The sequence below is a fragment of the Paenibacillus kribbensis genome (genome assembly GCF_002240415.1).
Classification (GTDB): domain Bacteria; phylum Bacillota; class Bacilli; order Paenibacillales; family Paenibacillaceae; genus Paenibacillus; species Paenibacillus kribbensis.
On the sequence record NZ_CP020028.1, the window covers coordinates 2280748 to 2307728 of the forward strand.

Genomic DNA, 26981 nt, shown 5'->3' on the forward strand with positions numbered 1-26981 from the left:
ATATACGTAACAAGTTTACTGTTAATTCAATTGAATAAGAGCAAGATCCTTCGGGGCGGGGCGAAATTCCCCACCGGCGGTGATGACGTGCTTGTGGATCGCTTTTTGTGATCACAGCACGGCTTAGTCCGTGACCCGGATGCTGAACGATCAGCAGAAGGTGGACCTGGTGCAATTCCGGGACCGACAGTATAGTCTGGATGGGAGAAGGATACGGAGCGCATGTGCATGACGTGACATGTGCCGATTATTAGCATACGTAAATGTACGTACGGCTTATTTCGTTGTAGGGCGGCATCGGGGAGACTGCTTTTTAGCTTTCTTTTCCGTAGGTCTTCTAGCGAATTAGGTTGTATCATACTCATGCTTTTTATTGGCATACGTATTATTCGTGAGATTTCAACATGCATATGGATTGCGCTTGTATACTGTAGATTTGACTCTCATCACCCCCATGACGGATAGATTCCGTACTGGGGTTTTTTTGCGCTTACGACAGATGAATTAGGGATAAACTGAAACGAGATGGAAAGGAGTGAGGGCATGTTTACCGGGTTGGTCGAGGAAGTGGGGCGCATTCAAACGATTTCCAAAAGCGGAGAAGCGATGGTTCTAGGTATTGAAGGCTCCGTCGTTTTGGACGATTTGAAAATAGGAGACAGTGTTTCCGTGAATGGTGTTTGTCTGACGGCCATACAGATCGGTGTTAAGGATTTTAAGGTTGATGTCATGCCGGAAACCTTTCGCAGCAGCAATCTGAAAGAACTCAAATCCGGTAGCCGGGTCAATCTGGAGCGGGCGATGGCAGCAAGTGGAAGGTTCGGAGGTCATATTGTGCAGGGGCATGTAGACGGAACAGGCACGATTCGCCGGGTGACTTCAGACCAGAATGCGGTTGTGTTCGAAGTTGCACCTTCTAATCAAGCATTATTCAAATATATTCTTCTCAAAGGTTCGATCACACTGGATGGCATCAGCCTCACAGTCGCGCAGCGTACGGGAGATACCTTTGCCGTATCCATTATCCCCCATACCTTATCCGAGACAGCCTTACAAGCCAAACGTGAGGGAGACACCGTCAATATTGAATGCGACATACTGGGCAAGTATGTGGAACAGCTTTTGAATTACAGAGGCTCAGCGGCGACGGAGGGAGCAGAAAAAGCTCCTATAAGTCTGGACTATCTGGCGAAGCACGGCTTTGCCTGATCTGGAATGGTAAATCTGCCAGAGGAGTACTTATGCCACAAAAACTAAGGAGGACAGCACTATGGATCGAGGGAGTCAAACAAGTGCAGCGGCTGACGTAATGGAGCATGACGAGGGGGAACTGGACGAAGAGATTCGTCTGGATTCCATCGAAGAAGCGCTGGAGGATTTGAAGAACGGTAAAGTCGTTATCGTCGTGGATGATGAACAGCGCGAAAATGAAGGTGATTTTGTTGCGTTGGCTGAAAAGGCAACTCCGGAGGTCATTAATTTCATGATCACTGAAGGTCGTGGATTGGTTTGTGTGCCGATAACACAACAAAGAGCCGAGGCATTGGAGCTGCAGCCAATGGTGGAGCAGAATACAGATTTCCACGGCACAGCCTTTACCGTGTCGGTTGATCATATGGAGACAATAACAGGTATTTCGGCAGCCGAGCGTTCCTTGACTGTACGCGCCTTGGCTGACGATACAGTCGTAGGAGGCGATTTTCGCAAGCCTGGCCACATGTTTCCGCTGATTGCCCGCGATGGCGGTGTTTTGCAGCGTGCAGGTCATACGGAAGCGGCAGTCGATCTGGCCCGACTCAGCGGCTTCAAGCCCGCCGGAGTCATTTGCGAAATTATAAAGGAAGACGGCACCATGGCCCGACTGCCTGATTTGGCCGTGTTCGCCAAGCATCATCAGCTGAAGCTGATCAGTATTCAGGATTTAATTGACTATCGTCGTCGTTTGTCATTGTAAAAATCATTTAAAAAAAGAGAGGTTGATAAGCATGGCACGTTTTCTGGAAGGTAATCTTGTATCGGATGGTTTAAAATATGGTATTGTGGTAGGAAGATTCAATGAGTTTATTACAAGCAAGCTGTTAAGCGGTGCAATTGACGCACTTCAACGACACGGTGTACAGGAAGATGAAATTGATGTGGCCTGGGTTCCTGGTGCTTTTGAAATTTCACTGATTGCGCAAAAAATGGCTGCAAGCGGCAAATATGATGCTGTTATTACGCTGGGGACGGTGATCCGTGGTTCTACTTCGCATTATGACATTGTCTGCAACGAAGTGGCAAAGGGAGTGGCGGCAATCAATCTGAAAACGGGCGTACCCGTTATTTTTGGTGTCGTGACTACAGAAAATATTGAGCAGGCTATTGAGCGTGCAGGCACGAAGGCTGGTAATAAGGGTTGGGATTCTGCGCTGGCGGCGATTGAAATGGCGAACCTGGGCAAGCAATTTTAATGATATAAGCAACTAGATAAGGAAAGCGTAATTGCAAAGCGAACAAGGGATTGGATTGTTAAGCAAGGCAATGACGTATATACTACAGAAAGAGGGATTGATAACGTCGAGCATACGTGCTATGGGGAAAGGTATTGTTGAATGATGATTGGAGTAAGGCAGGGGGAAGCACATTGACAGTCGTAAATTACAAGCTGGAAACATTCGAAGGTCCGCTGGATCTGCTATTGCATCTGATTGATAAAGCCGAGATCGACATTCAGGATATCCCGATTAGTGATATTACGGATCAGTATATGGCTTTTTTGCACAGTATGCAGGAGCTGGAACTGGACATTACGAGCGAGTTTCTGGTGATGGCGGCGACGCTCTTATCGATTAAGAGTAAATTGCTGCTTCCCAAACCACCTGTGATGGAATATGACGATATGGATTATTATGAAGAAGAGGATTATGATCCGCGCGAAGAACTGGTTCGCAAGCTGGTGGAGTATCGTAAATATAAAGGGATTGCTCGTCATCTGAGTGAACGTGAGTGGGAACGGAGTCTGATTTATGGCAAAGAGCCGGAAGATCTGAGTGCGTTCCTGCCCACCGAACCCGTAAATCCGGTGCACGGGCTACATACGAGCGATTTGGTCGCGGCCTTTCAGCGTGCATTGCGTAAAGCAGAACGACGTACGACGGTAACTCGTGTCCACCGGGATGAAATTTCAGTCAAGGACCGTATCCGGCAGGTTGTCGGGGTGTTAGAGGGATTGGGGGCAGGAGGGCGGTTTCTGTTCTCCAAGCTGATGCATGAGGATATGTATCGGCATGAAGTGGTAGTCACCTTTTTGGCGATTCTCGAACTGATGAAAATGAAGCAAATTTTCTGTTATCAGGAGAAGATTTTTGATGATATTGTAATGGAGTGGAGAGGGGATTTACGGGTTAATGGATTATCTGAAGCTGAAATCAATTATTGAGGGACTGTTGTTTCTCGCGGGAGAGGAAGGATTGTCCGCCAAGCAGATCGCCGACATTGTAGAGCAGCAGCAAGAACTGGTTGAAAAAAGCCTGGAAGATATGAAACAGGATATGGAGCAGGGAGGAAGAGGTCTGCAACTTGTCCGTCTTGCCGGGAATTATCAACTTGCAACATTACCTGAGCATGCATCCTATTTTGAAAAGCTCGCTTATTCTCCGGCACGTGCCTCACTGTCTCAAGCGGCTTTGGAAACACTGGCCATTGTTGCGTATCGCCAGCCCATTACAAGAATCGAAATCGAAGATATTCGGGGCGTCAAATCCGAGCGGGCCATACATACACTGGTCAACAAGGAGCTTATTGAGGAAAAAGGTCGTGCAGAGGCCATTGGACGGCCGATATTGTACGGAACGACGAAATCATTTCTGGATTATTTCGGTCTGGGCTCTCTCGCGGATCTACCGCAACCGGAGATGTTCGAGGATTCGGACAATCTGGAGGAGGAGACACAATTATTGTTCGAGCGTCTGGAGAGCAGCCAGCCTGCTGCAAACGATCCGGATCTTGAAGCCTGATAAGAAAAGAAACAGCCAGTTCCTGCAGAGAGGGATTGGCTGTTTGCTATTTTAGGATGCATGATTTTCCTGTGAAGAACCCATACTATTTTTGCCATGGTATATCCATAGAAAAAGGTTGGGAGGACTCGTCAGTGTGGAAATGGATCGGTATCGCCATCATTGTTATCATATTACTTGTGCTGGCTGTTTTGTTCTCTCGTATCCGCTGGAAGCTTGATATTGCCAAGCATGACAGTGATGATCGGGCGCATCTGGAGATCAGATTTCTGTACGGGTTGATCAAAATCAATTATGATATTCCTGCTATTCTGATAGCCAATCTGCAAAAAGGGCTTCTCTATCGGCTTGACCGCAACAAAAACATACATAAAACCGATGCTTCCGTGGATAGTGGAAATATTAATGCAGAAAAAATTAAGCATTTTATACACGATGTACGAGTTTTGCTCAAAGGAACGAAAGCCTTAAGCCGCTGGCTACGGCATACGTTAGCCCATGTGACGATGACCAAAATGGAATGGTCCACCAATATCAGTCTTGCTGACGCAGCCTATACAGCTACCTCAACCGGTATTCTATGGGGCCTGAAAACGACGCTGATCGGTTTTGCTTCCAGCTTTGTACATATGAACTGCACGCCCAAGCTGTTTGTTGTACCCTACTGGGCCAATCGTTTGCATTTTACCACCACTTTGACCTGTGAAGGAAATGTGTCGCTCGGATATTTATTTTTTTCCATGCTCATTTTAGCTTATCGGATATGGCGCGTTCCGGGTGGACCGGAAGCTTGGAAACGGGTTTTGTCCAAGAAGCCTATCCGGCATGAGGGATGAGCGATACATATTTTCTAGGTGCTCTGTGCACAATAGCGAAAGAAAAGGCAGTCTACGCTTGAAAATAAGCAGAGGAGGAATAATCATGTCAGATCACCCGATTCAAGGGCTCATGCAAACCGCGATGGAAAACATCAAAGCCATGGTAGACGTAAATACGATTGTGGGAGAAGCGGTGGAAACACCCGATGGTTCTGTTATTTTGCCAATCAGTAAGGTGGGGTTTGGTTTCGCAGCCGGGGGAAGTGATTTTAATGTTGATGAAGAAGAACATCATACTTCCTCGGCAGCGGGTAATCATAGCGGGAAGGAAGGGCATCCGTTTGGTGGCGGTAGCGGTGGCGGTGTATCTATTCAACCGATTGCTTTTCTGGTTGTTGGCAAACAGGGGGCGCAAATCGTTCCTTTGGACAATCAAACACATCTGATTGAGAAATTAATCGACTCCACCCCCTACCTGATTGATAAGGTTCAGTCTATCTTCCAAAATGTAGGCGGCGGCATGCAGACTCCACCTCCACAGGTACCTGTAAATGTCACTACAGATCCCAGCCAATCTGGCCCGGCTTACTTGTAAAGGTCATGAACTAAAATGTTACTTCAGGAGGGTATTCCAAAGCCATACATGGGCTAAGGAATACCTTCCTTTTGCTTGCATTTGCTTTTATCTGCGAATATACTGCCTTCCACCAATGACTGCATGTACACGTTGACCATGTTCCTGTTGATAAGAAGTATGCAGCGATCGTTCAACTTCACGGTTCTCTTCGGGAGCAAACTGGGATAAATAAGCGAAGTCCGGATAAATCACCTCATCCGTTAAATAAGCAGATATGGTAGCCCCCGGCTTGCGATGCTGATTGAGGGAATCAATAATGCCTTTTGCTGGCAAGATGCCGATCCCATGTCCATAAAACGAGTCCTCCTCCTTCATCTTAACGACATTTTCTCCTTTCCACTCCAATGTTTCGGGTGACACATCCGGATTATTGAAATACAGGATGTCGCCGGGAGACGCTTTATGACTTCCTTGCTCCTGTATGAGCTTGAGGTCACTGTCATAGTGCCAATCATACAACAGCATATCTGCAAAAATCCGGTTAAATTCACTTTCCAGAATGGAATCCAGCACTGCTTTGTACAGAACAATCACCATAGCAGTTGCACATTCAAAGGCATATTGATCACCATGTATAAAGATATCCCTGATCCCCTGCGCCGGAGTAACACCTGCTTTGAGCTGAAATCCACCTTTTGCCGTCAAATCCCAAAACTGCGGATTGCGACGCGCGGTTGCAAACGTGGCAAAGGATACGCCGCTTCGTTGTAATGCCTCTGCGGACTCTACAATCCGGGATCTCAAAATCGGTTCAAACTGTAGGCGCTGCATGCTGTACCCCCATCCAAATTAAATATTTAGCTACTCAGGATCTTGCAAATCCTCAACTATATATATGTGATCAGGAGTGTAAATTGCCTGACCGGGCATATCTTGTAGAGGAATTTTCTGTTATAAAGGTGGACATACTTTGAACAGCTTGGACATAGAATGGTACAAGACTTGCTCAAAACCGGAGGAATCCAAATGTTTAAAAAGAAGCAACACATCCACGCGGGCCAAAACCAGCTTTCGTCTAATGGACGCGCCTTTGTTTTGCCGCTGGCACTGCTGCTTATTGTGTCATTGCCGCTCGCATTGCTGAGTCCACAGCCTGTTCGGGGAGCGATGAAGACAGAGGTATCCCCACCTGCATTAAAAACCCATGCGCAGGCCTCCTCTTTAATTGATGTCGCATCAGGAAGAATCATATATGCTGCCGAGGGTGATCGGGAGCTGCGTATTGCCAGCCTGACCAAAATTATGACTGCTATTGTAGCTATTGAGCATGGACGCTTGCAGGATCAGGTAAAGGTTAGTCCGACGGCTTATGCCAAAGAAGGTTCCTCACTTTTTCTGCGAATGGGTGAACAAATGACGCTGGAAAACATGCTGTATGGTCTGATGCTGCGTTCCGGAAATGATGCTGCTTCTGCCATTGCCGAGCATGTGGGTGGGACAGAAGAGGGATTCGTTCATTTGATGAATGAAAAGGCGGTTCAGCTTGGGCTAAGTCATACGCATTTTGCTAATCCTCATGGACTGGATACCGAAGGGCATTATTCCTCAGCGAACGATATGGCCCGGCTAACCGCTTATGCGCTGCATAATCCAACTTTTGCACATATCGTTAAGACAGAACTGAAAAAAGCACCGAATCCCAACGATCCCTGGGATTACTCGTGGCGTAACAAGAACAAGATGCTGAGGCTCTATGAAGGGGCAGATGGTGTGAAAACTGGCTATACCAAAAAAGCCTTCCGTTGTCTGGTCAGTTCGGCCACGCGCGACGGTCGCCAGCTTGCTGCCGTTACTTTGAATGACGGGGATGATTGGAATGACCATGCACATATGCTGGATTACGGGTTTCAATATTATCCACTCATTCCGATTACGGACAAGCAACAACCCATTAAAGGCTATCCGCTATTGACGGGTTCGAGCTTTGCTTATCCTCTGAACGACGGTGAGAAGAGCCAACTGCACAAAAGATTAGTGCTGTATAAAAAGTCCCGCTCTGCTGGCAGATCGGACGTATCCTTCGGTTTACGAGGACGTGTCGAGTTTCTGCTGGAAGGCAAACTGATCGGTTCCGTTCCTGTGTATGCAAAAGGCAGTAAGCTGCCCACCCCAAGAACGATACAGCCAGGACAGGAGGTTCCAACTGATCAAGCTCCTGTAAGCAGCACTCAGCAACGCAGCTGGACAAGCGGATGGAGTGTGATTATCAGAAATCTGTTTGGAGTATAGGAGGGATCAATCGTGATTCATCTCATATGGGTGGCTTTGATTTGTATCGGATTTGCATTTGCTGCTGCACAGGGAAATATTGAGGTAGTGACCAAGGCGGCTTTTGACGGGGCAGCCACAGGTGTTACAGTGTGCTTTGGACTGATCAGCGTGCTTGTGTTCTGGATGGGCATGATGAGGCTGGCCGAAGACGGCGGGCTCTTGCAAAAAATATCCAAGCTGCTTGCTCCCATCGTTGCCTTTTTGTTCCCGGATGTTCCGCGCAATCATCCGGCTATGGGCTATATTTTGTCCAATATGAGCGCTAATCTGCTGGGCCTGGGCAATGCAGCAACTCCAATGGGCATCAAGGCGATGCAGGAGCTGCAAACGCTCAACCCGGATAAGCAGACCGCTACTCCTGCCATGTGTACGTTGCTGGCGTTAAATACGGCCAGCATTACGCTGATACCCACAACGTTGATTGCGATTCGGCTTAATTATCATTCTGCACATCCGGCAGAAATCGTCGGCACGACACTGGTGGCAACTGCGATAGCGACCTTTGCTGCGATAGTGGCAGATCGGTGGTACCGTAGTCGAGAACTGCGCCGCCCCCCAGCGAATCCGCCGTCTCAGACCGCATTGACGCCACAGCCTCCTCAAACCACGGCAACCCCTGCGTCCTCTTCGACAGCGCCGCCTGTATCTTCACCTGCAGCTCGACGGACGGGAATCACCGCTGTCCAGAGCAGGGATACCACTTGGAAAGGGTGAGGGAGGCATGCTCAATTTTATTAACCTCATATCGACTTGGGCCATTCCGGCGATTCTCGCTTTTATTCCTTTATATGCATATGCCAAGAAAGTGCCCGTCTACGATTCCTTTGTGGATGGAGCCAAGGACGGCTTCTCCACCGCGATCAACATCATTCCTCATCTCGTAGGCATGATGGTAGCGATCAGCATTTTTCGAGCTTCTGGTGCCTTGGATTATATGATATCCTGGGTTACACCATGGATTAAAAGCTGGGGTGTCCCCGGTGAGGTGCTGCCTTTAGGGCTGCTCCGTCCATTGACGGGCACCGGTTCGCTTGCGTTCACGACAGATCTGATTCGCACCTATGGCCCGGACTCTATGATCGGTCGGATCGCTTCAACCATTCAGGGCAGCACGGACACAACTTTGTATGTGCTGACTGTATATTTTGGTGCGGTAGGTATCCGCAATGGACGATATGCTCTGAAGGTAGGACTATTTTCCGACGTGGTTGGTTTTGTCGCAGCCATTGCAATTTGCCTGCTTGTATTTTGATTCCTGCATCGTTTTTTGAACGGGGGTTGTGATTTTGTTCGTAGATGGGTATCATTAACATGAGGTGAATTAGCGAACATGGAAAGATTGCAGAAAATATTGGCCCAGGCTGGTGTAGCGTCCAGACGGAAATGTGAGGAGCTCATTCAGGCGGGCAGCGTGGAAGTGAACGGGGTTGTCGTAACAGAGCTGGGAACGAAGGCGGACCCTGATCAGGATATAATTACGGTAAAGGGTAGACCGATCAAAACCGAGAAAAAAATCTACCTGATGATGAACAAGCCCAAAGGGGTTATTACGAGCGCCTCCGATCCGGAAGGTCGAAAAATCGTGTCTGACTACCTGAAAGGTGTCAAGGAACGTGTGTATCCGGTAGGCCGTCTGGATTACGATACGGAAGGACTGCTGTTGCTTACCAATGACGGCGAGTTCGCCAATTTGCTCACCCATCCCAAGCATCATGTGCCCAAGACATATGTAGCGACTGTCAAAGGCGTTCCGCATGGTACCGAGCTGGACAAGCTGAAAAAAGGGATTGTTCTGGAAGATGGCATTACTGCACCAGCCGAGGTAGAATATAAAGATGTAGACCCGGATGGTAAGGAGTCTGTTATCCAAATTACCATTTATGAAGGTAGAAATCGTCAGGTAAGACGGATGTTTGAGGCTATTTCACACCCGGTTATCAGACTTAAACGAATTGCCTTCGGGGATCTTTTGCTGCAAAACTTGAAGCGTGGTCTGACCAGACCCCTCACCAAGGACGAAATCAACCGTCTCATTCAACTTGCCAAATCAGACAACACGAAAAAGAAACGGACAGGACGGGGGTCATAACCCCGGCCTTTTTGGTGTAAAGAGACTGTTGAACAAGAGTAAAGTTTGACCACGCACGGGAAAATAGTAAAATAGAGAGAATGCTTTTTTTAGCGAAGGGGCTGGGAATATGTCAGAACATAGCAACCGCATATTAATTGTAGATGATGAAGAACGCATTCGCCGCCTTCTGCGGATGTATCTGGAAAAAGAAGGTTATGAAATTGATGAAGCCGAGGATGGGGAGATTGCTCTCCAAAAAGCGACTGCAAGCGATTACAGCATTATTTTGCTGGATGTGATGCTTCCGGGTATGGATGGGATTGAAGTATGTACACGCCTGCGTCAGACCAAGGCAACGCCTGTCATTATGCTGACCGCCAAAGGCGAAGAAGTAAACCGCGTACAAGGCTTTGAAGTTGGGGCCGATGATTATGTGGTCAAGCCTTTTAGTCCCCGGGAAGTCATTTATCGGGTTAAAGCGATTTTGCGCCGTTCTTCGGAAACTGCCTTTCTAACCAAAGAAGCGGTCCCAAGCAATAGTATCGTTTTTCCGAATCTTATTATTGAGCATGATGCACACCGGGTAAGTGCAGGCGGAATTGAGATCAGTCTCACCCCAAAAGAGTACGAGCTGTTGCACTATTTGGCAGTGTCGCCGGATAAAGTCTTCTCGCGTGAAGAACTCCTAAAAGATGTATGGAATTATGAATTTTTTGGCGATCTGCGCACCGTTGATACGCATGTGAAGCGGCTTCGTGAAAAGCTGAATAAGGTATCCCCGGAGGCAGCGGCTATGATTACAACCGTTTGGGGTGTAGGCTATAAGCTGGAGGTTCCAAAATAACGTGAACTTTTGGAGATCACTGGTAGGCAAGCTGTGGATCACCATCATTTGTCTTGTAGGCTCCGTGCTTATTTTCCTGGGACTTTTTTTATTGCCGTATATCAACAGGAATTTCGCGGCGCATGAATCGACGGAAATCAAGCATTTGTTCACCTATGCCTGTATTGTCGGATTTTTATTAACGACCTTTTTTGCTTTATTTCTTTTTACCAAAATCACACAGCCTATGCAGCTGTTGATTCAGGCGGCGAATGCCATTCGTGAGGGAAAGTATGATACACGGCTTTCGCTGGTGACCAGTGATGAGATCGGGGAGCTGGCGAAAACCTTTAATCATATGTCTACGGAACTGGAAGCGACGATCCGCAGTCTGAATGAGGAGAAAAACCATCTATCCAGGGTACTGCGAAGCATGTCTGACGCTGTAATTACCTTTGATAGAAGCGGGCAAATTATTTTGACGAATCCGCCTGCGCAAAATTTGCTGGATAGCTGGGGAGAGCTGGAATGGCAAGGACATGATCAAAAGGAGTTTGGAGCACCTGTGCCAGACCCGTTGCTGCCATTGTTTCATACGGTTATGGACAAAGGAGAGGACGTCGGAGACCATATTCATGTAAAGAATGGCTCCTGGTCGGTGCAGATGGCCCCTCTGTACACAGATAATGTAATTCGTGGCACGGTAGCTGTGCTTAGGGATATCACAGAAGAAGTGAAGCTTGAAAAGATGAGAAGCGACTTTGTCGCCAATGTATCTCATGAAATCCGTACACCATTATCCATGATGCAGGGCTACAGTGAAGCGTTGCTGGATGGTATGGCTGGTTCACCGGAGGAATCCGAGGAGCTGGTGCAGGTCATCCATGATGAATCACTGCGCATGGGAAGGCTGGTTAAGGATCTGCTTGATCTGGCCCGAATGGAAGCAGGTCATACAGACATGCATCGTCAGGAAGTGAATGTGAACGAGCTGATTGAGCGTGTTCACCGTAAATTTGCAGTACGCTCGAAGGAGCAGGGGCTGGCTCTTGATTATCATGATCAGGGCGAACAGCTGCTGTTGTCTGATGCGGATGAGGATCGGCTGGAGCAGGTACTGACCAATCTGTTAGATAACGCGTTCAGGCATACCCCCGAAGGGAAAAAGGTTACCATTGGGGCAGATCGAATTCTCGGGGAACGGCATGAGCTTGTACGCATCCGGATTAAGGATGAAGGCGTGGGGATTGCCAGCGAGGATTTGCCTTATATTTTTGACCGTTTTTACAAGGCCGACAAGGCCAGAGTGCGAGGCGAGGATAAGGGCACAGGCCTGGGACTTGCTATTGTCAAAAATATTGTAGAGGCTCACGGAGGCTCTGTCTCTGCTGCCAGCACATTGGGAGAAGGGACAGAGTTCACGATTCTGCTGCCGATCTCCAAAAAACCAAAGTCAGGCTCTGTCACAGACTAAGGAAACTTAGCTGGTTAGCCTGTTCGAAAGCATCCTCGGAAGAGGGTGCTTTTTGTTGAAAAATCAACATTTATCTTGTTCAACGTGGAACATTCAGCATCAAGATAGATGCTTGACATTGGCATAGGAAAAAGACGCCTGATTACCCAGGCGCCTCACTTTTATAGGGAAAGTCAATGGACTTTCTTAAGCTCTGTCTATATTTAATCCAGCACTACTTCTTGAGCGGTATTCAGCTCCGGCAACCCGACCAGCTGAATCAGCACGTCTTTTGGCACAGCCTTATCAACCGTCAGGATCATGATCGCTTCACCACCAACAATTTTACGTCCTACTTGCATGGAGGCGATATTGACGCCGTTTTCGCCAAGCAGGGTGCCGACACGGCCGATAATACCTGGCTTGTCATTGTGGGAGATGAGCAGGAAATGAGCTTCTGGTGCCACATCAACCGGGAATTGGTTCAACTGAACGATACGTTCGCCATAACCTGCAAGCAGGGTGCCAGCTACACGTTGCTCTTCGCCACTTTGCGTTTTAAGCGTAACGGTGATCAGATTCGTAAAGCCCTTGGTAGCCGGTGCCTGAGATACGACCAGATGGATGTCACGTGTTTTGGCAAGATGTACAGAATTTACAATGTTTACATCACTGCCCAGGTGACGACTGAGTACACCTTTCAAAATATAACGTGTCAGCGGCTGTGTATCTACAGAGGACAAATCGCCAGCGTAATCCACATGGATTTCACGTACAGCCTGATTTGTCACCTGTGCGGCAAAGCTGCCCAGCTTCTCGCCAAGCGAGAAATACGGCTGCAATTGCGTCATCACATTGGATGGAACAGGAGGCATGTTGACCGCATTTTTAAACGGCTCGTCACGCAAAATGTGCAGCACCTGCTCGGATACGTCGATGGCTACGTTCTCTTGCGCTTCGACCGTCGAGGCACCCAGATGCGGTGTGACGATAATTTTCGGATGGCTCAGGAAAGGGTGATCCTGTGCTGGCGGTTCCGACTCGAATACGTCAAAGGCAGCACCGGCCACAATTCCGTTATCAATGGCTTCAACGAGAGCCATTTCATCGATAACACCGCCTCGAGCACAGTTAATGATACGCATACCTTTTTTCATCACTTCAAACTGTGGGCGTGAAATCATATGCTTGGTTTCCGGTGTTAAAGGTGTGTGTACGGTCATGAAATCTGCGTTGCGAATGATTTCGTCCACGCTGGCCAGCTTGATGCCCAGCTTCTCGGCACGCTCTTCCGTCAGAAACGGATCATAGCCAAGGATGTTCATGCCAAAGGCTTTGGCGCGTTTGGCTACTTCGCTGCCGATGCGTCCCATACCTAGGACACCGAGCGTTTTGTTGCGCAGCTCGACACCGAGGAATGTTTTACGATCCCATGTACCGGCGATGGTTTTGGCATATGCCTGTGGAATATGGCGTGCCAGAGCCATCATCATGGCAAAAGTATGCTCACATGTTGTAATTGTGTTGCCGTCAGGAGCGTTAATTACGATAATCCCGCGTTGCGTTGCTGCCTCAAGGTCGATGTTGTCCACTCCGACACCGGCGCGTCCGACCACTTTGAGGTTTTTACCTGCGGCCATGATGCGTTCGGTTACCCGGGTTTGGCTGCGGACCAGCAGTGCGTCATAGTCACCAATAATCTGAACCAATTCATCCTCGCTAAGACCTGTGTTCTTGTCCACCGTGACATCGTCTGCATCCATCAGCTGCTGAATGCCCAGGTCACTGATTGGATCGGATACTAACACTTTAAACATTTGGTTTCCTCCTCAAAGTTAACTTCTTTTATGGACAGGATGTACTTCTAACTGAAATACATTCCATAAAGAACATGAAAAAACTTGAAATGCTTCTAAAAGTACAGGAGAGCGTGGTTAACACTTGTGTGATAACGCATTGACGCAGAAAAGGGATAAAATAGCATTACACACCGAGCTTTCGGTCAAAGCTAATGGACAAAAGCTCTGTGGGGAACCGCTTTGCGGTTTTCGGGCATCAAAAAAACTCCCGAATCACATACTATCTCCATAGTAAGGGACGAGAGTTATCGTGGTACCACCCTAATTCGCAGCCATTTCGCAATGGACTGCCTTCAGCGGTCATATAATGACCGAAAGGATAACGGTTTTCTGCCGATTGCATCTAATGCCGGAATAAAATTTCCTAGGCCTCGGTGCAATAACTCAGGAGCGCTGAAGAACATTACTTCGCCATCGGCTTCCACCCAAGCACCGATTCTCTGAGGACGAAATCAATATCTTTTCTCCATCAAGGTTGTTGTCGTAAATAATTTTTTCATAATGTATCACGGCTTACATGGCCATGTCAATAGGAGATGCGACATGTATAGATAGCTGGCTAGAAAGTAGCTATAACAAGCGGAATAATTAAGAATTAGGTCTTCTTGAATCCGCCTGACTTTTTGGCTATGATGCTAATGAAGACTATGCAGAGGACTAACTAATCATGAAAAAGCTTAAAGTGAAATGGAAAAGAGCGCAAATTCACGAATTGAATGACCGCTTGCTGCTTTACAATTTGTATCTAACCCAGGGACTGACCCTGCTGGTCGGTGCAGTCTGGATTATTTTTCAGCAAAGAAATGTGTTGGAACTGTTTGCCTTGCCGAACAGCTTACATGTCTTATGGTGGGGACTGGGATTGGCCGCTGCTATGCTTCTGGTGGATCTGGTGTTATCCCGAGTTATGCCTGAGGATGCTATGGATGACGGCGGTATTAACCAATTGCTGTTTCAAAATCGACCGATTTGGCATATTATTTGTATAGCGGCCGTCGTCTCGATCTGTGAGGAACTTTTGTTCAGAGGTGCGATTCAGTACAGCTTTGGACCTTATTGGACAAGCATTTTGTTTGCAGTTATCCATATCCGATATTTGCGGCATTGGATTCCAACAGGCTGGGTATTCCTTAGCAGTTACGGATTGGGCTATATCTACGTAGAGACCGGCAGCCTATGGGCGCCGATCATTTGTCATTTTGTGATTGACCTGATATCCGGTTTAGCGTTGCGTTTTCGGAGGTATGAAGAATGAATCAGGAGCTTAGCAGAGTGCAGACCTATGGTAGCCGTCGTAATGGTCGCAAAGTCAAGGAGGAGGACAGGTCGAAATCAAAACCAGTCCGTTCCCGTGCTTCACGACCCGTGCCTGAATTGGCCCACGTTGACGTTGCACCAGAAGTTGCTGTGATGATGGAGGATGACGCTCCTGTCAGTGAGTACCGTACGCGGGCAGAAATGTTTCCGTCCCGCCGCATCCGGGTAAGCAAGTGGTTTTTAAATTTTTTGAGCACGCTTTTTGTACTTATTACAGCAGCGCTGCTATGGTGGGGCATTAAGGGAGCACCACCTATCAGTAAATTGCTTTGGTAATAAAAGGGAGTATAAAAAAGGCCTTTATCTCCGCACAAGCTTATGCGGAAGATGAAGGCCTTTTTGGCAATTATCGCTGATTATTGACCATAAACCCAAATTCCTGTTAGTCGGCAGGAACCTCAATGCTTTGCGGATCAACAAACCGGTAGCCCTTTTGCTCCAGGCGAGTCAATAGACTGTCCAGCGCCTCAGCTGTCCATGGCAGTTCATGCATCAAAATGTTGCTGCCAGGATGTAGCTGCTCCGTTACATTTTTGAGAAGCGCATCCGTTTTGTTAGGCTGACTCTTGTTCATAGTCCAGTCCAGAGAACCGACGGACCAGGTCATGTACAGAAGTCCGTTTTCCTTGGCAACCTTACGGCCTACGTCCCCGCCTGCCCCATGAGGTGGGCGAAAAAACACTGGTGCTTGACCCGTTATATCCTTGACCATTTTTTGGACGGTTTCAATCTGCTTTTTGACCTCAGCCTCCGATTTGTTCTTTAGCACGATGTGATCCCAGCTATGGTTGCCGATGGGTTGTCCGCGGTCATGGATAAGCTTGAGCAGCTCAGGATGCTCCTTCACACGGTAACCGTTTACGAAGAAAATAGCTTTGGCCTTGTGCTTGTCCAGCGTATCAATGATTTTATTAATCATGGCCGCTTCCTTGGGCCCATCGTCAAAGGTTAGCAAGATTACCTTTTTTTCCACTCCTTCTTGGTTGGGAACCACATTATACGCTTTGTCTAAATGATAAGTTTTATTGATGGCAGCCACCGTAGCTGAATTCTCCGATTTGCTGTTGTCAACAACGGACTTGTCATGTTGTGCTGTTGTTTTACCTGCTGAGTTATGATCTTTAGGGACTGTTTGACTGCCGTTGCTTGTGTCAGAAGCTGCCGAAGTTTGATTGTTGCCGGTAGCCGCCGATTCCGGCTTGTTCGCCGAGCAAGCACTAAGCAGCAGACATGCAGTCAATAAAATGGCTGCTGTTTTTGTACCCATTAATTCATCTCACCTTCCTGTATTTATACCGTATGAGTTTGTCTTTCCTGACGAACACTATGCTTGATTCTACCACAAAGGGAGGTTCTAATTGTGAAGACATCTTCATTTTTCCTGGGAATCGTTTTGGGCGCTGTCGCAGGCTCTATGATCTCCCGTAACCGCAACATGCTGGGCTTTTCTATGAACATGGATGGAAAAAAAGGCGAAAATTTGGTGCAGAAAGCCCGCACCAAAATGATGGACGCTGCGTTTCCCGGAATGGGCGATATTACGCTAAACAAACATGATACCCATGAGGATCATGATCATCGTTCCAAAACAGATAAAACCGTTCATACTGTCCAAAGCAAAGAAGAGAATATGAAGCTGATTAAAGACTTTATCAGCAGTAGTCCCGATGTTAAACGTGAGGTCGAGCAGATATTGAAGGAAACTCATACAGCCGTACCGGGATTATAGCCCCGGAACCCTCTATCCCGAATCATTTTGCGGCTTTTTTGTGAAAGCCGTTCAAATGATTCTTTTTTTTCTCATTTTTATTTCGTGCATTTACGATTATAAAATGATAACATGATTACATAGAACCATTTTCATCACAGGCAACATAATTGCATCATAATCTGTTAATAACACTCGGCTGCCAGGAGGAGGGTCCAGTATGAAAATAGAAAGATTAAGTCAGGACAAGATACGGATTTTCCTTACCTTTGACGATTTGAGCGAACGCGGTATTCAAAAAGACGATATGTGGCAAGAAATCCCAAGAGTCCATGAGCTGTTCACCGAAATGATGGATCAGGCATACAGCGAGCTGGGCTTCGATGCCACGGGACCGTTAGCTGTCGAAGTCTTTGCGCTTCCTGCTCAGGGAATGGTTGTTATCGTCACTCGGGGAAAATACGATCACCAGCAATATGGTTCGGGTCCCGATGAGGAGCTTCCAGAAGAAGTCTACGAAATGGAAGTCACGATGGAACACAGTGATTCCATTGTTTACGCGTTTAGCGATTTCGAAGTACTCATAGAAGCGGCTCACATGCTCCGCAGCAACACTACGGAAGCAGGTAAGCTGTATCATTATAGAGGAAAATGGATGCTGCATTTGGAGCCAGAAGAGGTAGAGGAGTCCAAGCTCGCCGCCTTGATCGCGGTTCTTGCCGAATTCGGGGAAGGCTCATCCGTAACACCAGCAATGCTGGAGGAGTACGGCAAGCTGATCATTCCTGAACAGGCTGTTGCTGTCATCTGCACTCATTTTGACAGCCGTTCTTAATCGGGCTTTAGAAAGTGATATGAAGTAAATTTGTCGGCTCTGCGCTGAATGCAGGGCCGACTGATTTTTATGGAGGGATGATCGGTGCTTCTGTTTTCGGTTTTAGCGGCAGCCACAGCGCCGGGTCTTGCCTTATTGATGTATTTTTACTTGAAGGACAGATATGATGCGGAGCCGCTGCACATGGTTGTAAAAGTGTTTCTACTCGGCTTCTTGGTGGTGTTTCCTGTTATGATTTTTCAACGCGGGCTGCTGCTTTGGCTAGGGGATAACACGTTATTCCAGGTGTTCGGCATTTCGGCCGGAGTGGAAGAGTTTTTTAAATGGTTTTTGTTGTATCACATTATATATAATCATACCGAGTTCGATGAGCCTTATGACGGCATTTTGTATGCGGCCGCGGTCTCCCTCGGATTTGCTACGGTTGAAAATCTATTGTATGCCTGGGCGGGGCATGCTTCTGTGAGCATGATGCTGATGAGATCACTGCTACCTGTGTCTGGTCATGCGATGTTTGGAGTAATGATGGGCTATTACTTGGGAAAAGCCAAGTTTTCAGAGGGGTGGAAGAGCAAATACATGCTACTTCTGTCATTGGTGCTTCCATGGTTTTGGCACGGTGTATATGATCTGATTTTAACGGAATTCCAGCATGACTGGGTTTGGTTTATCATTCCTCTGATGGCATTTTTGTGGTATGGAGGCATGGCGAAAATCACTCATGCTAACAACCGTTCTCCTTTCAGATTATTAAAACGGGAAGAAAAGGTTAATATGTAACAAAAAGGGACACACTGATCTGACAAACCTGTTAGAGAAAGAGGTGTCTTTTTTGCGTATTAAAGTGAGAATTCATTGTAAAAGATGCGGGGAACGCTTTGTGCTTAGAGGACGCATGGAGCAAGGGCGAATTCAGACTGGCTTTAAGCGTTGTATATGCGATCATTGCGAGTTTATTGTTGAACTCATGGAAAACCATGCATAAGAGAGCTTTCTTCTTGTCACACTATCGGTAGTGTACTTGAAGAAAGGAGACTCCCAATATGTATAAGCGACTTAGTTCCGTATTGTTCCCGATTGTTGCCCTGCTCATGATAGGAGCATTTGTGTGGGGTTATCGGGAAAGCCAGATGAGAAAAGAGGTATCTCTTCAGGCCAAAAGCATGTCGATTAAAACGGAAAATCAATACCAGCGTGCGTTTCATGATTTGTCGTTTCATATGGATCAACTGCATTCCCAACTGGGTAACGCAGTTGCTGTCCATAATACTTCACACGCGATGCATCGCAAATGTTTGATGAATGTGTGGAGGATTACAAGTGAGGCCCAAAGTGAGGTTAACCAGCTGCCTCTCAATGTGATGCCATTTAACCATGCCAAGGATTTGCTGTCACATTTATCTACATTTTCGTATCAGACTGCCGTGCGTGACCTGGATCACGAGCCTTTAACGAAGAAAGAATTATCCAATCTGAAAACGTTATATAACAATTCCAGAGAAATTTCGAAAAGCATGCACGAAGTTCGAGCAAAGGCCTTGAGTAAAAACTTGCGATGGACTGATGTAGAGCAAGCCCCAGGCGCCCAAACCGGGCCAAAGGATAACACGATTATTGATGGCTTCAAAACCGTGGACAAAAAGGTGGAGGGCTACAAGGAGCTGGATTGGGGACCTTCCGTGGCCACCATTTATGCCAAGCGTTCTGTGAAAAATTTGAATCTCCCGGTCGTGAGTGCCGAGCAAATTAAACGGAATGCTGCTGAATTTACAGGCAAACCGGAAAGCCAGATTCGTGTCCATGAAAATGGTAAAGGAACAGAATGGGCGTCCTATACGGCTACCCTGCTCAACAACAAGCAGAAGCCTGTGGCCACCATGGATTTTACGAAAAAGGGCGGTAAGCTCATCTCTTATCACGATATGAGAGAGGTAGGTCCCAAAAAAGTCACCCGCAATGAGGCGATTCGCCATGCTAGTGATTTTCTCGCACATAAGGGCTATAAGGGGATGAAGCCGGTTGCTTATGATGAAAGAACAAATTTAGCTGCCATCACATATGCAAGCGTGCAAGGGGACGTGATTATCTATCCAGAAAAAATCACAGTTAGATCGGGCCTGGATAACGGAACAGTGACCGGGCTTCAAGCGAGCGACTATGTGCACGAGCACAATCCTCTCCGACGTATCCCGAAGGCCAAACTGGATTTGAAGGCTGCACGAGCGAAGTTGAATCCCGAGTTTCATGAGACCTACCACCGGAAAGCATTGATAAAAAATGAACTGTCGAAAGAAGTTCTGTGCTATGAATTCGGCGGAAAAATCAATGGCTCCGTTTATCGGATATACATTAATGCAGATACAGGAATGGAAGAAACGATTGAGCAAGTGAAAGACTCGGATGAGCCTCAAGCCAAAGCGAAAAATGCATATCGCTAAAGGTACAAGGGATATAAATCCTTAACCGCTCTAAACCTCCTTAAATTAAGGGGGTTTTTTGCGCTTTAATCATGGTTCCAACAAATAAAATGCTTAATATAGGCATAAAGTCGTGGTATTATAGACCTTAGTTAAAGCTTTTAATGGACAAGGACGGTGAATGGTTTGTTTCCTAAAATTAACGATGTGTTATACATACAAGTGGCTGGCAACGATCACAAGGACGAGCTTTTTGAATTCAAGTCGCGTATTGCGGAAGAGGAGTCACAGAACTTTCTGATTGAAATCCCCATGTCACAAACGAGTGGGCGTTTGAAAAGGCTCTATCTGGGGGAAGAGCTATCCATATTTTTCATGAGCGAGGGTGGAATTAAAAACTATTTTAATACTCATGTAACGGGTTTTAAAGAAGATGTGCTGCGGATGGTCCGCATTCAAAAGCCGGACCCGGACAGCATCAGCAAAATTCAGCGTCGAAACTATCTCCGTGTTCAGGCCAATCTGGAAATTGCGGTAAAACATGGTGTGAACGAATCAAGATTTGTAGCAGAGACACATGATGTGGGAGGCGGGGGCGTTTCTTTTCATACTCAGGAAGCGCACCACCTGGAAGAAGGAGAATCGTTGTCCTGCTGGATTTTGGTTCCTTATAGAAACGGCACGCTGGAGCATGTTTGGTTCCAGTCTGAAGTTATACGCATTCAGGAGATGGAAAATGGCCGCAGGCTCATCATGTTGAAATATGAAAAAATTGCTGATCAGGAGCGCCAAAAGCTGATTAAATATTGCTTTGAGAGACAGCTGGAATTTCGGGAAAAATCGTAATCATCCGGGGGTATTCTTTTTCAGTAAACCTGCCGTTCATTTTGCATCGTCTATAAATGTGTGGTATAATTTTCACGTCGCAGGCAATGCCTGCTTTTTTCTTGAGGATAGGTTAGGAGGAATTCCCCGTTGGCAAGGCAGCAAGTATCTTCAAATAAAAAAATAAATGTAGCCATTGACGGACCTGCTGGTGCAGGGAAAAGTACAGTGGCCCGCTTGGTGGCGAAAGCACTTTCTTATGTATATGTGGACACTGGAGCCATGTACCGGGCAGCAACGTGGTATATGATATGTAAGGAAATTCCGGCGGAAAATGTAGAAAAAGTGCTTCAACATGTACCTGAGCTGGTGATTGAATTAGTACCGGACCCCACAGGTCAAAAGGTTTATTGTAACGGGGAAGACGTAACTACAGTAATCCGTTCGATGGAAGTGACCAGCAAGGTATCACAGTATTCGAGTATTGCAGGTTTACGCACACGTTTGACTGAAAACCAGCGTGAAATGGCTGCGCGTAAGGGCGTCGTTATGGACGGGCGGGACATTGGAACCACAGTGCTTCCAGATGCGGAAGTTAAGGTGTTCATGACTGCAAGTGTTCAGGAACGTGCCTCTCGCCGTTTTAAAGAATTGAACGGAGCTGATGATATCACTCTGGAGCAGCTTGAACGTGACATTGCGGCACGTGACAAGTTTGACGAGGAGAGGGAAGTATCCCCGCTTCGTTGCAGTGAGGATGCCATCGTACTGGATACGACCCATATGGGCATTCAGGATGTCGTGGATACGATCGTATCTTATTGCGCGGCGAAGAAGGATGGGGAGATCAGCCAATGATATATACGGTATGCGCCAGTATTTTGCGACTCATTTACCGCATTCTGTTTAGACTTGAGGCGGTAGGCAGGGAAAATGTACCTGCTGAGGGCGGAGTATTGTTGTGCTCTAATCATATTAGTAATCTTGATCCTCCTACAGTTGGTATTTTGCTGAAGCGAAAGGTTCACTTTATGGCAAAAGCCGAGCTGTTTAATATTCCCGTACTGGGTCCACTGATTGACAAGCTGGGAGCTTTTCCAGTCAAACGCGGTGGTGTGAGTAAGGAATCCATTAAACTGGCATTGAACATCTTGCGTGATGGAAAAGTGATGGGGATCTTCCCGGAAGGCTCTAGAGGAGCTGGAGGAATCGGTAAAAAGGGTGCTGCCAGCTTTGCGCTGCGCAGTGGAGCGGCTGCCGTTCCGGTCGCCATTGTAGGTGATTACAAGCTTTTCCGTAAAACGAAAGTGATATACGGCAAGCCTGTCAATTTGGAGGCTTACCAAAAAGGTGCCGATATCGAGGGAGACCCGCTTGAACTGGCGACAGAAGCAATTATGTCCCGCATCCGTACGATGAAGGAAACTGGCAAGCCTACGAATAACTGAAAGGCTTGCATGAATTATGTCTAAGCTCGGAAAACTAGAACAAAAGTTTAATTGATGTTTTGAACTCTGCCATGCGCAGGTTTAAATAAATGGTTTTTTTGAATTGAGGAGGGTATTGACATGTCGGAAGAAATTAAAAATCAAGAAGCTGCTGAAGCGGCTAATCAAGACGAGCTCGATCAAATCGTCTCCCTGAAAAAAGGTGACACCGTTAAAGGTACGATCGTGAAATTGGAAGATAACCAAGCGGTAGTAAGCATTGGATATAAATACGATGGAGTTATTCCAATTCGCGAGTTGTCTTCTGGTTTGGATAACGCAGAAGAAGCAGTACAAGTAGGGCAAGAAGTCGAAGCTAGAATCATTAGCATCGATGATGCCAAAGAAAAGCTTGTTCTGTCCAAACGTGCAATCGACAGCGAAAATGCTTGGGAAAAGCTGGAGCAGCTGTTCGAAAGCAAAGAAGTATTTGAAGTCGTAGTAAACGATGTCGTTAAAGGCGGTATCGTAGTAGACGTGGGTGTGCGTGGATTCATTCCTGCATCCATGGTAGAACGTCATTTCGTTGAAGATTTCAGCGATTACAAAGGCCGCACATTGCGTGTTGTTGTAAAAGAGCTGGATCGCGAAAACAATAAAGTGATCCTTTCTCAAAAAGACGTTCTGGAAGCAGAATTTGAAGCCAACAAGCAGAAAGTAATGGCTGAGCTGAAAGAAGGACAAGAAATCGTAGGTACGGTTCAACGTCTGACTCAGTTCGGTGCTTTTGTTGACGTAGGTGGCGTGGACGGTTTGGTTCACGTATCTGAAATCGCTTGGACTCATGTTGATAAGCCTTCTGATGCTGTTTCCGAAGGGGATCAAGTAAAAGTAAAAGTCCTGAAAGTAGATCCTGAAAAAGGAAAAATCAGCCTGAGCATGAAAGCTGCACAGCCTGGTCCTTGGGAATCAGCTGCTGGACAATTTAATAACAATGACATCGTAACTGGTGTTGTAAAACGCCTGGTTAACTTCGGTGCATTCGTTGAAATCGCTCCTGGTGTGGAAGGTTTGGTTCATATTTCCCAAATTTCCCACAAACACATCGGAACTCCACAAGAAGTTCTGGAAGAAGGACAAGAAGTGAAAGTTAAAATTCTTGAAATGAATCCTTCCGAAAAACGTGTTAGCTTGAGCATTAAAGAAACTGAAGAAGCTCCTGAAGCTGCTCCAAAAGCAGAAAGAGCGCCACGTGCTGCTCGCGCGCCTCGTGAGGAACTGAACAATCCGAACGTTTCGCTCAGCAACTCCGGTCTGAGCATTACGCTTGGCGAACGTTTTGGCGATAAGCTGAACAAATTTAAATGAGTTTGAATCAATACACTTTATAATAAGCATAACGTACACCATCGGCGGACCCAGAGGGTTCGCCGATTGTTGTTACGTGACGATATCGCCAATAGGTATGTTTTTTGCTATGATGAGAGCTGAGAATGACAGGAGGAGTGAATTTATGGCAAGACCCGTTGTGGCTATCGTTGGTCGCCCGAATGTGGGAAAATCCACTATTTTTAATCGGATTATCGGGGATCGTTTGTCCATCGTGGAAGATAAACCCGGAATCACCCGTGACCGTATATACGGTATATCGGAGTGGAATGGAAAATCCTTCAGTATTATCGATACCGGTGGTATTGAGATTGATGGTGAAGATATCATATTGAAATCCATCCGTATGCAAGCTGAACTGGCAATAGAAGAAGCCGATGTTATCGTATTCATGAGTGATGCGAAAGCAGGAATTACGCAATCGGATGAAGAGGTAGCTCAAATGCTGTACCGTTCGGGTAAACCGATCATTGTAGCGGTAAACAAAGTGGACAACCTCAATCGTGCCGATTTGATTTACGAGTTTTATTCTTATGGATTTGGAGATCCTATCCCCGTTTCCGGTAGCCATGGTACAGGTATAGGTGACCTGCTGGATGCAATCACGTCCAATTTGCCTGAGCTTGAAGAAGAGCACTATGATGATGACGTTATTCGTGTCGCTTTGATCGGTCGCCCGAACGTTGGCAAATCTTCACTTGTGAACGCCATTCTGGGAGAAGAACGGGTTATTGTTAGTGATATTGCAGGCACGACACGTGATGCGATTGATACGCCTTTTGAAAAAGACGGTCAGAAATATGTACTGATTGATACGGCTGGGATGCGCAAACGCGGTAAAGTATATGAAACGACAGAAAAATATAGTGTAATGCGTGCGATGCGTGCTATCGAGCGTGCAGATGTTGTCCTGGTTGTTATTAACGGCGAGGAAGGTATTATTGAGCAGGATAAGCACATTGCCGGCTATGCTTATGAGGCGGGTAAAGCGTCGCTGTTTGTTGTTAACAAATGGGATGTCGTGGATAAAGATGATAAAACGATGCATCAGTTTGAAACTAAAATCCGCGATCACTTCCTGTTCATGACGTATGCTCCGATTGTGTTCTTGTCTGCCAAAACGAAGCAACGCTTGCAAAAGCTGCTTCCTGTAGTGCAGCATGTAGCCCAGCAGCATGTCATGCGTATTCAGACGCATTTGCTGAATGATGTCATTTCCGATGCAGTGGCGATCAATCCTCCACCAACAGATAAAGGACGTCGTCTGCGCATTAACTATGTGACCCAGGTTGCTGTCAAGCCGCCTACGATGGTTGTATTCGTTAATGATCCGGAGATCATGCACTTCTCTTACGAGCGTTATCTGGAGAACAAAATTCGCGCCGCCTTCAATTTTGAGGGGACTCCAATTCGTATCTTTACACGGCGCAAGTCTGACGAAGGTTAGGAGCGAATAGGTTGATTTTACAGATCGTTGCCATCGTACTCAGTTACTTGCTTGGCTCTGTCAGCTTTAGTTTGCTGTATGGAAAATTAAAAGGAATCGACATTCGCCAGCATGGAAGCGGCAATGCCGGTGCGACGAATACGCTGCGCGTGCTTGGAAAAGGCCCGGCTATTCTGGTATTGCTGCTGGATGTACTTAAAGGGGTTATTGCGGTGCTGATTGGGCACTGGCTGGGCGGAGAATCTACTTGGTTGCCGGGTTTGTGCGGAATCGCGGCGATCGCGGGCCATAACTGGCCAGTATATTTTCACTTTCGCGGAGGAAAAGGGATTGCTACCGCTATTGGTGTATTAGCATCGCTGGCCCTGCTTCCCGCTTTATATGCCGGGATCATTGCGATTCTCGCCATCGTAATAACCCGCTATGTGTCCCTTGGATCACTGATTTTTGTCATTCTGACTCCATGGATTTTGCTTGTGCTTGGATATGAATGGCCGTTCTTCTGGACAGCTCTAGTCATTTGCTTGTTCGCTGTGTGGAGACACCGTACCAATATCGTCAAGCTGGTACGGGGAAACGAAAATAAGCTTGGCTCTAAAGGAGGAGATCGTCTTGTCTGAGAAAATAGCTGTGCTGGTCGCGGGTAGCTGGGGGACAGCCCTGGCTTCCGTTCTTGCGACCAATAACAACGATGTCTCTGTCTGGACGAGAAATGAGCAGCAAGCAGCTGAAATCAATGAAAAGCATACGAATGAGCATTATTTACCCGGCTCCATTTTGTCAGATCGTATTTCCGCTACAACCGACATGGAGACTGCCGTATCTGGTGCCAAAGCTGTTATTATCGTATCTCCTTCGTCTGCCGCTCGTCAGGTAGCACGTAGTCTAAAAGCTCACTTTACCAAGGATATGTTGGTGGTGCATGCCATTAAAGGCTTTGAAACCGAAACGCTCAAGCGTATGTCCACGGTGATCTCGGAAGAACTGGAAATCGCAGAGGGTGATATTGCCGTGCTGTCTGGTCCGAGTCATGCAGAGGAAGTGGTGCGAAAATGCCCAACAACGGTCGTAGTAGCTTCCTCCAATGAGCAAGCTGCACGGGCTGCGCAGGAGCTGTTTATGAACTCCTATTTTCGGGTATATACCAACCGTGATTTGCTGGGCGTAGAGCTGTCCGGGGCGTTGAAAAACATTATCGCTCTAGGCGCGGGAATGTCGGACGGACTTGGCTTCGGTGATAATGCCAAAGCGGCTTTATTGACGCGTGGATTAGCAGAGATTACCCGTGCCGGGGTTGAGATGGGCGCTAATCCATTGACCTTTGCCGGCCTGGCTGGTATTGGTGACCTTGTTGTCACTGCAACGAGCCGTCACAGCCGCAACTGGCGCGCAGGCTCGCTATTGGGACAGGGTCAACAGCTGGATGCTGTGCTGGAATCCATGGGCATGGTGGTAGAGGGCATTCGCACAACAAAGGCGGCATACGCGATCTCACAAAAGCTGGGTGTTCAGATGCCTATTACAGAAGTGTTGTATGGGGTACTGTTCGAAGGACGTGACGTCCGCAAAGCGGTCGAGGCGCTGATGGGTCGCGACCCTAAGACCGAGATGGAAGTTATGCCGCTGCAAACTTGGGAGCAATGGCATTCATAATGGCTGGGTGATCCCAAAAATATAGTAAAGGCTGTC

General features: G+C 47.1%; 29 protein-coding genes and 1 riboswitch. Of the genes, 26 read left to right on the forward strand and 3 right to left on the reverse strand.

Features of this window, described 5'->3' with window-relative positions; translation table 11 throughout:
- Window positions 1-42: 42 nt before the first annotated feature.
- A riboswitch (FMN riboswitch) is annotated at window positions 43-216 on the forward strand.
- A gap of 327 nt (window positions 217-543) precedes the next feature.
- The 7 genes from ribE to ytfJ all read left to right on the forward strand — a co-directional run bounded on the left by ribE (window position 544) and on the right by ytfJ (window position 5408).
- Window positions 544-1209: a riboflavin synthase gene (gene ribE / locus B4V02_RS10265; RefSeq protein ID WP_094154695.1), complete on the forward strand. Its 666-nt coding sequence runs from the start codon at window positions 544-546 to the stop codon at window positions 1207-1209.
- Window positions 1210-1270: 61 nt separating this feature from the next.
- Window positions 1271-1954 carry a 3,4-dihydroxy-2-butanone-4-phosphate synthase gene (gene ribB / locus B4V02_RS10270; protein WP_094154696.1) on the forward strand — a complete coding sequence of 228 codons (684 nt, stop codon included), beginning with the start codon at window positions 1271-1273 and terminating at the stop codon, window positions 1952-1954.
- A gap of 31 nt (window positions 1955-1985) precedes the next feature.
- Window positions 1986-2450, forward strand: a complete 465-nt coding sequence (ribH, locus tag B4V02_RS10275) for a 6,7-dimethyl-8-ribityllumazine synthase (RefSeq protein WP_007430874.1) — start codon at window positions 1986-1988, stop codon at window positions 2448-2450.
- A gap of 173 nt (window positions 2451-2623) precedes the next feature.
- The gene (locus B4V02_RS10280; RefSeq protein WP_094154697.1) at window positions 2624-3418 is read left to right on the forward strand and encodes a segregation and condensation protein A; all 795 of its coding nucleotides are present in this window, start codon (window positions 2624-2626) and stop codon (window positions 3416-3418) included.
- Window positions 3387-3995: an SMC-Scp complex subunit ScpB gene (gene scpB / locus B4V02_RS10285; protein WP_094154698.1), complete on the forward strand. Its 609-nt coding sequence runs from the start codon at window positions 3387-3389 to the stop codon at window positions 3993-3995. Before B4V02_RS10280 ends, scpB begins: the two co-directional genes overlap by 32 nt.
- A gap of 134 nt (window positions 3996-4129) precedes the next feature.
- Window positions 4130-4831: a DUF2953 domain-containing protein gene (locus B4V02_RS10290; protein WP_094154699.1), complete on the forward strand. Its 702-nt coding sequence runs from the start codon at window positions 4130-4132 to the stop codon at window positions 4829-4831.
- A gap of 85 nt (window positions 4832-4916) precedes the next feature.
- Entirely contained in the window at window positions 4917-5408 is a 492-nt protein-coding gene (gene ytfJ, locus B4V02_RS10295; protein ID WP_094154700.1) for a GerW family sporulation protein, read from the forward strand.
- A gap of 87 nt (window positions 5409-5495) precedes the next feature.
- Here ytfJ and B4V02_RS10300 read toward each other — a convergent pair whose 3' ends face one another.
- Entirely contained in the window at window positions 5496-6221 is a 726-nt protein-coding gene (locus B4V02_RS10300) for a protein-glutamine gamma-glutamyltransferase (RefSeq protein WP_094154701.1), read from the reverse strand.
- Between the two features lie 195 nt (window positions 6222-6416).
- On the opposite strand from B4V02_RS10300, the gene B4V02_RS10305 reads away from it, so the two are divergent.
- From B4V02_RS10305 to B4V02_RS10330, 6 genes are all read left to right on the forward strand, one after another.
- Window positions 6417-7679, forward strand: a complete 1263-nt coding sequence (locus tag B4V02_RS10305) for a D-alanyl-D-alanine carboxypeptidase family protein (RefSeq protein WP_094154702.1) — start codon at window positions 6417-6419, stop codon at window positions 7677-7679.
- A 12-nt stretch (window positions 7680-7691) separates the two neighbouring features.
- Complete coding sequence (locus B4V02_RS10310) at window positions 7692-8435, forward strand: nucleoside recognition domain-containing protein (RefSeq protein WP_094154703.1); 744 nt, start codon at window positions 7692-7694, stop codon at window positions 8433-8435.
- A 7-nt stretch (window positions 8436-8442) separates the two neighbouring features.
- Window positions 8443-8973: a spore maturation protein gene (locus tag B4V02_RS10315; RefSeq protein WP_007430866.1), complete on the forward strand. Its 531-nt coding sequence runs from the start codon at window positions 8443-8445 to the stop codon at window positions 8971-8973.
- 78 nt (window positions 8974-9051) lie between these two features.
- Window positions 9052-9810 carry a pseudouridine synthase gene (locus B4V02_RS10320; RefSeq protein WP_007430865.1) on the forward strand — a complete coding sequence of 253 codons (759 nt, stop codon included), beginning with the start codon at window positions 9052-9054 and terminating at the stop codon, window positions 9808-9810.
- A 109-nt stretch (window positions 9811-9919) separates the two neighbouring features.
- Entirely contained in the window at window positions 9920-10636 is a 717-nt protein-coding gene (locus B4V02_RS10325; protein ID WP_007430864.1) for a response regulator transcription factor, read from the forward strand.
- Window position 10637: 1 nt separating this feature from the next.
- Window positions 10638-12089, forward strand: a complete 1452-nt coding sequence (locus tag B4V02_RS10330) for an ATP-binding protein (protein WP_094154704.1) — start codon at window positions 10638-10640, stop codon at window positions 12087-12089.
- 203 nt (window positions 12090-12292) lie between these two features.
- Here B4V02_RS10330 and serA read toward each other — a convergent pair whose 3' ends face one another.
- Complete coding sequence (gene serA, locus B4V02_RS10335) at window positions 12293-13885, reverse strand: phosphoglycerate dehydrogenase (protein ID WP_094154705.1); 1593 nt, start codon at window positions 13883-13885, stop codon at window positions 12293-12295.
- A 709-nt stretch (window positions 13886-14594) separates the two neighbouring features.
- On the opposite strand from serA, the gene B4V02_RS10340 reads away from it, so the two are divergent.
- A complete protein-coding gene (locus B4V02_RS10340; RefSeq protein WP_094154706.1) occupies window positions 14595-15182 on the forward strand; it encodes a type II CAAX endopeptidase family protein in 588 nt (195 codons plus the stop codon).
- A complete protein-coding gene (locus tag B4V02_RS10345; RefSeq protein WP_007430860.1) occupies window positions 15179-15520 on the forward strand; it encodes a hypothetical protein in 342 nt (113 codons plus the stop codon). Before B4V02_RS10340 ends, B4V02_RS10345 begins: the two co-directional genes overlap by 4 nt.
- 106 nt (window positions 15521-15626) lie before the next feature.
- Here the strand turns inward: B4V02_RS10345 and B4V02_RS10350 are convergent, their stop codons facing one another.
- Window positions 15627-16511: a polysaccharide deacetylase family protein gene (locus B4V02_RS10350; protein ID WP_094154707.1), complete on the reverse strand. Its 885-nt coding sequence runs from the start codon at window positions 16509-16511 to the stop codon at window positions 15627-15629.
- A gap of 93 nt (window positions 16512-16604) precedes the next feature.
- Between B4V02_RS10350 and B4V02_RS10355 the strand changes: the two genes are divergently transcribed.
- The 11 genes from B4V02_RS10355 (at window position 16605) to B4V02_RS10405 (ending at window position 26945) form a co-directional block, all read left to right on the forward strand.
- On the forward strand, window positions 16605-16973 hold the full coding sequence (locus B4V02_RS10355; RefSeq protein ID WP_007430858.1) for a hypothetical protein: 369 nt from the start codon (window positions 16605-16607) through the stop codon (window positions 16971-16973).
- Window positions 16974-17172: 199 nt separating this feature from the next.
- Window positions 17173-17787: a genetic competence negative regulator gene (locus tag B4V02_RS10360; protein WP_007430857.1), complete on the forward strand. Its 615-nt coding sequence runs from the start codon at window positions 17173-17175 to the stop codon at window positions 17785-17787.
- An 84-nt stretch (window positions 17788-17871) separates the two neighbouring features.
- On the forward strand, window positions 17872-18567 hold the full coding sequence (prsW, locus tag B4V02_RS10365) for a glutamic-type intramembrane protease PrsW (protein ID WP_094154708.1): 696 nt from the start codon (window positions 17872-17874) through the stop codon (window positions 18565-18567).
- 263 nt (window positions 18568-18830) lie between these two features.
- Complete coding sequence (gene ypeB, locus B4V02_RS10370) at window positions 18831-20225, forward strand: germination protein YpeB (protein WP_094154709.1); 1395 nt, start codon at window positions 18831-18833, stop codon at window positions 20223-20225.
- Window positions 20226-20390: 165 nt separating this feature from the next.
- On the forward strand, window positions 20391-21050 hold the full coding sequence (locus B4V02_RS10375; protein WP_094154710.1) for a flagellar brake protein: 660 nt from the start codon (window positions 20391-20393) through the stop codon (window positions 21048-21050).
- Window positions 21051-21179: 129 nt separating this feature from the next.
- Window positions 21180-21887: a (d)CMP kinase gene (gene cmk / locus B4V02_RS10380; RefSeq protein ID WP_094154711.1), complete on the forward strand. Its 708-nt coding sequence runs from the start codon at window positions 21180-21182 to the stop codon at window positions 21885-21887.
- Window positions 21884-22477 carry a lysophospholipid acyltransferase family protein gene (locus B4V02_RS10385; protein WP_007430852.1) on the forward strand — a complete coding sequence of 198 codons (594 nt, stop codon included), beginning with the start codon at window positions 21884-21886 and terminating at the stop codon, window positions 22475-22477. Before cmk ends, B4V02_RS10385 begins: the two co-directional genes overlap by 4 nt.
- Before the next feature lie 120 nt (window positions 22478-22597).
- Entirely contained in the window at window positions 22598-23824 is a 1227-nt protein-coding gene (gene rpsA / locus B4V02_RS10390; protein WP_007430851.1) for a 30S ribosomal protein S1, read from the forward strand.
- 145 nt (window positions 23825-23969) lie between these two features.
- On the forward strand, window positions 23970-25292 hold the full coding sequence (gene der, locus B4V02_RS10395; RefSeq protein ID WP_007430850.1) for a ribosome biogenesis GTPase Der: 1323 nt from the start codon (window positions 23970-23972) through the stop codon (window positions 25290-25292).
- Between the two features lie 11 nt (window positions 25293-25303).
- On the forward strand, window positions 25304-25912 hold the full coding sequence (gene plsY, locus B4V02_RS10400; RefSeq protein WP_068499469.1) for a glycerol-3-phosphate 1-O-acyltransferase PlsY: 609 nt from the start codon (window positions 25304-25306) through the stop codon (window positions 25910-25912).
- Window positions 25905-26945 (forward strand): NAD(P)H-dependent glycerol-3-phosphate dehydrogenase, encoded by a 1041-nt coding sequence (locus tag B4V02_RS10405; RefSeq protein ID WP_094154712.1) that lies wholly within the window; start codon window positions 25905-25907, stop codon window positions 26943-26945. The genes plsY and B4V02_RS10405 overlap by 8 nt, the downstream gene beginning before the upstream one ends.
- Window positions 26946-26981 lie beyond the last annotated feature (36 nt).

What these genes read in the sequence shown, in the direction of transcription:
- B4V02_RS10345 (WP_007430860.1), top strand. Translation starts at nt 15,179, where the DNA reads ATGAATCAGGAGCTTAGCAGAGTGCAGACCTATGGTAGCCGTCGTAAT.
- ypeB (WP_094154709.1), top strand. Translation starts at nt 18,831, where the DNA reads ATGTATAAGCGACTTAGTTCCGTATTGTTCCCGATTGTTGCCCTGCTC.
- rpsA (WP_007430851.1), top strand. Translation starts at nt 22,598, where the DNA reads ATGTCGGAAGAAATTAAAAATCAAGAAGCTGCTGAAGCGGCTAATCAA.
- ribE (WP_094154695.1), top strand. Translation starts at nt 544, where the DNA reads ATGTTTACCGGGTTGGTCGAGGAAGTGGGGCGCATTCAAACGATTTCC.
- ytfJ (WP_094154700.1), top strand. Translation starts at nt 4,917, where the DNA reads ATGTCAGATCACCCGATTCAAGGGCTCATGCAAACCGCGATGGAAAAC.
- B4V02_RS10315 (WP_007430866.1), top strand. Translation starts at nt 8,443, where the DNA reads ATGCTCAATTTTATTAACCTCATATCGACTTGGGCCATTCCGGCGATT.
- B4V02_RS10305 (WP_094154702.1), top strand. Translation starts at nt 6,417, where the DNA reads ATGTTTAAAAAGAAGCAACACATCCACGCGGGCCAAAACCAGCTTTCG.
- ribH (WP_007430874.1), top strand. Translation starts at nt 1,986, where the DNA reads ATGGCACGTTTTCTGGAAGGTAATCTTGTATCGGATGGTTTAAAATAT.
- B4V02_RS10325 (WP_007430864.1), top strand. Translation starts at nt 9,920, where the DNA reads ATGTCAGAACATAGCAACCGCATATTAATTGTAGATGATGAAGAACGC.
- ribB (WP_094154696.1), top strand. Translation starts at nt 1,271, where the DNA reads ATGGATCGAGGGAGTCAAACAAGTGCAGCGGCTGACGTAATGGAGCAT.
- der (WP_007430850.1), top strand. Translation starts at nt 23,970, where the DNA reads ATGGCAAGACCCGTTGTGGCTATCGTTGGTCGCCCGAATGTGGGAAAA.
- B4V02_RS10300 (WP_094154701.1), bottom strand. Translation starts at nt 6,221, where the DNA reads ATGCAGCGCCTACAGTTTGAACCGATTTTGAGATCCCGGATTGTAGAG.
- B4V02_RS10320 (WP_007430865.1), top strand. Translation starts at nt 9,052, where the DNA reads ATGGAAAGATTGCAGAAAATATTGGCCCAGGCTGGTGTAGCGTCCAGA.
- B4V02_RS10350 (WP_094154707.1), bottom strand. Translation starts at nt 16,511, where the DNA reads ATGGGTACAAAAACAGCAGCCATTTTATTGACTGCATGTCTGCTGCTT.
- scpB (WP_094154698.1), top strand. Translation starts at nt 3,387, where the DNA reads ATGGATTATCTGAAGCTGAAATCAATTATTGAGGGACTGTTGTTTCTC.
- B4V02_RS10340 (WP_094154706.1), top strand. Translation starts at nt 14,595, where the DNA reads ATGAAAAAGCTTAAAGTGAAATGGAAAAGAGCGCAAATTCACGAATTG.
- B4V02_RS10360 (WP_007430857.1), top strand. Translation starts at nt 17,173, where the DNA reads ATGAAAATAGAAAGATTAAGTCAGGACAAGATACGGATTTTCCTTACC.
- serA (WP_094154705.1), bottom strand. Translation starts at nt 13,885, where the DNA reads ATGTTTAAAGTGTTAGTATCCGATCCAATCAGTGACCTGGGCATTCAG.
- B4V02_RS10385 (WP_007430852.1), top strand. Translation starts at nt 21,884, where the DNA reads ATGATATATACGGTATGCGCCAGTATTTTGCGACTCATTTACCGCATT.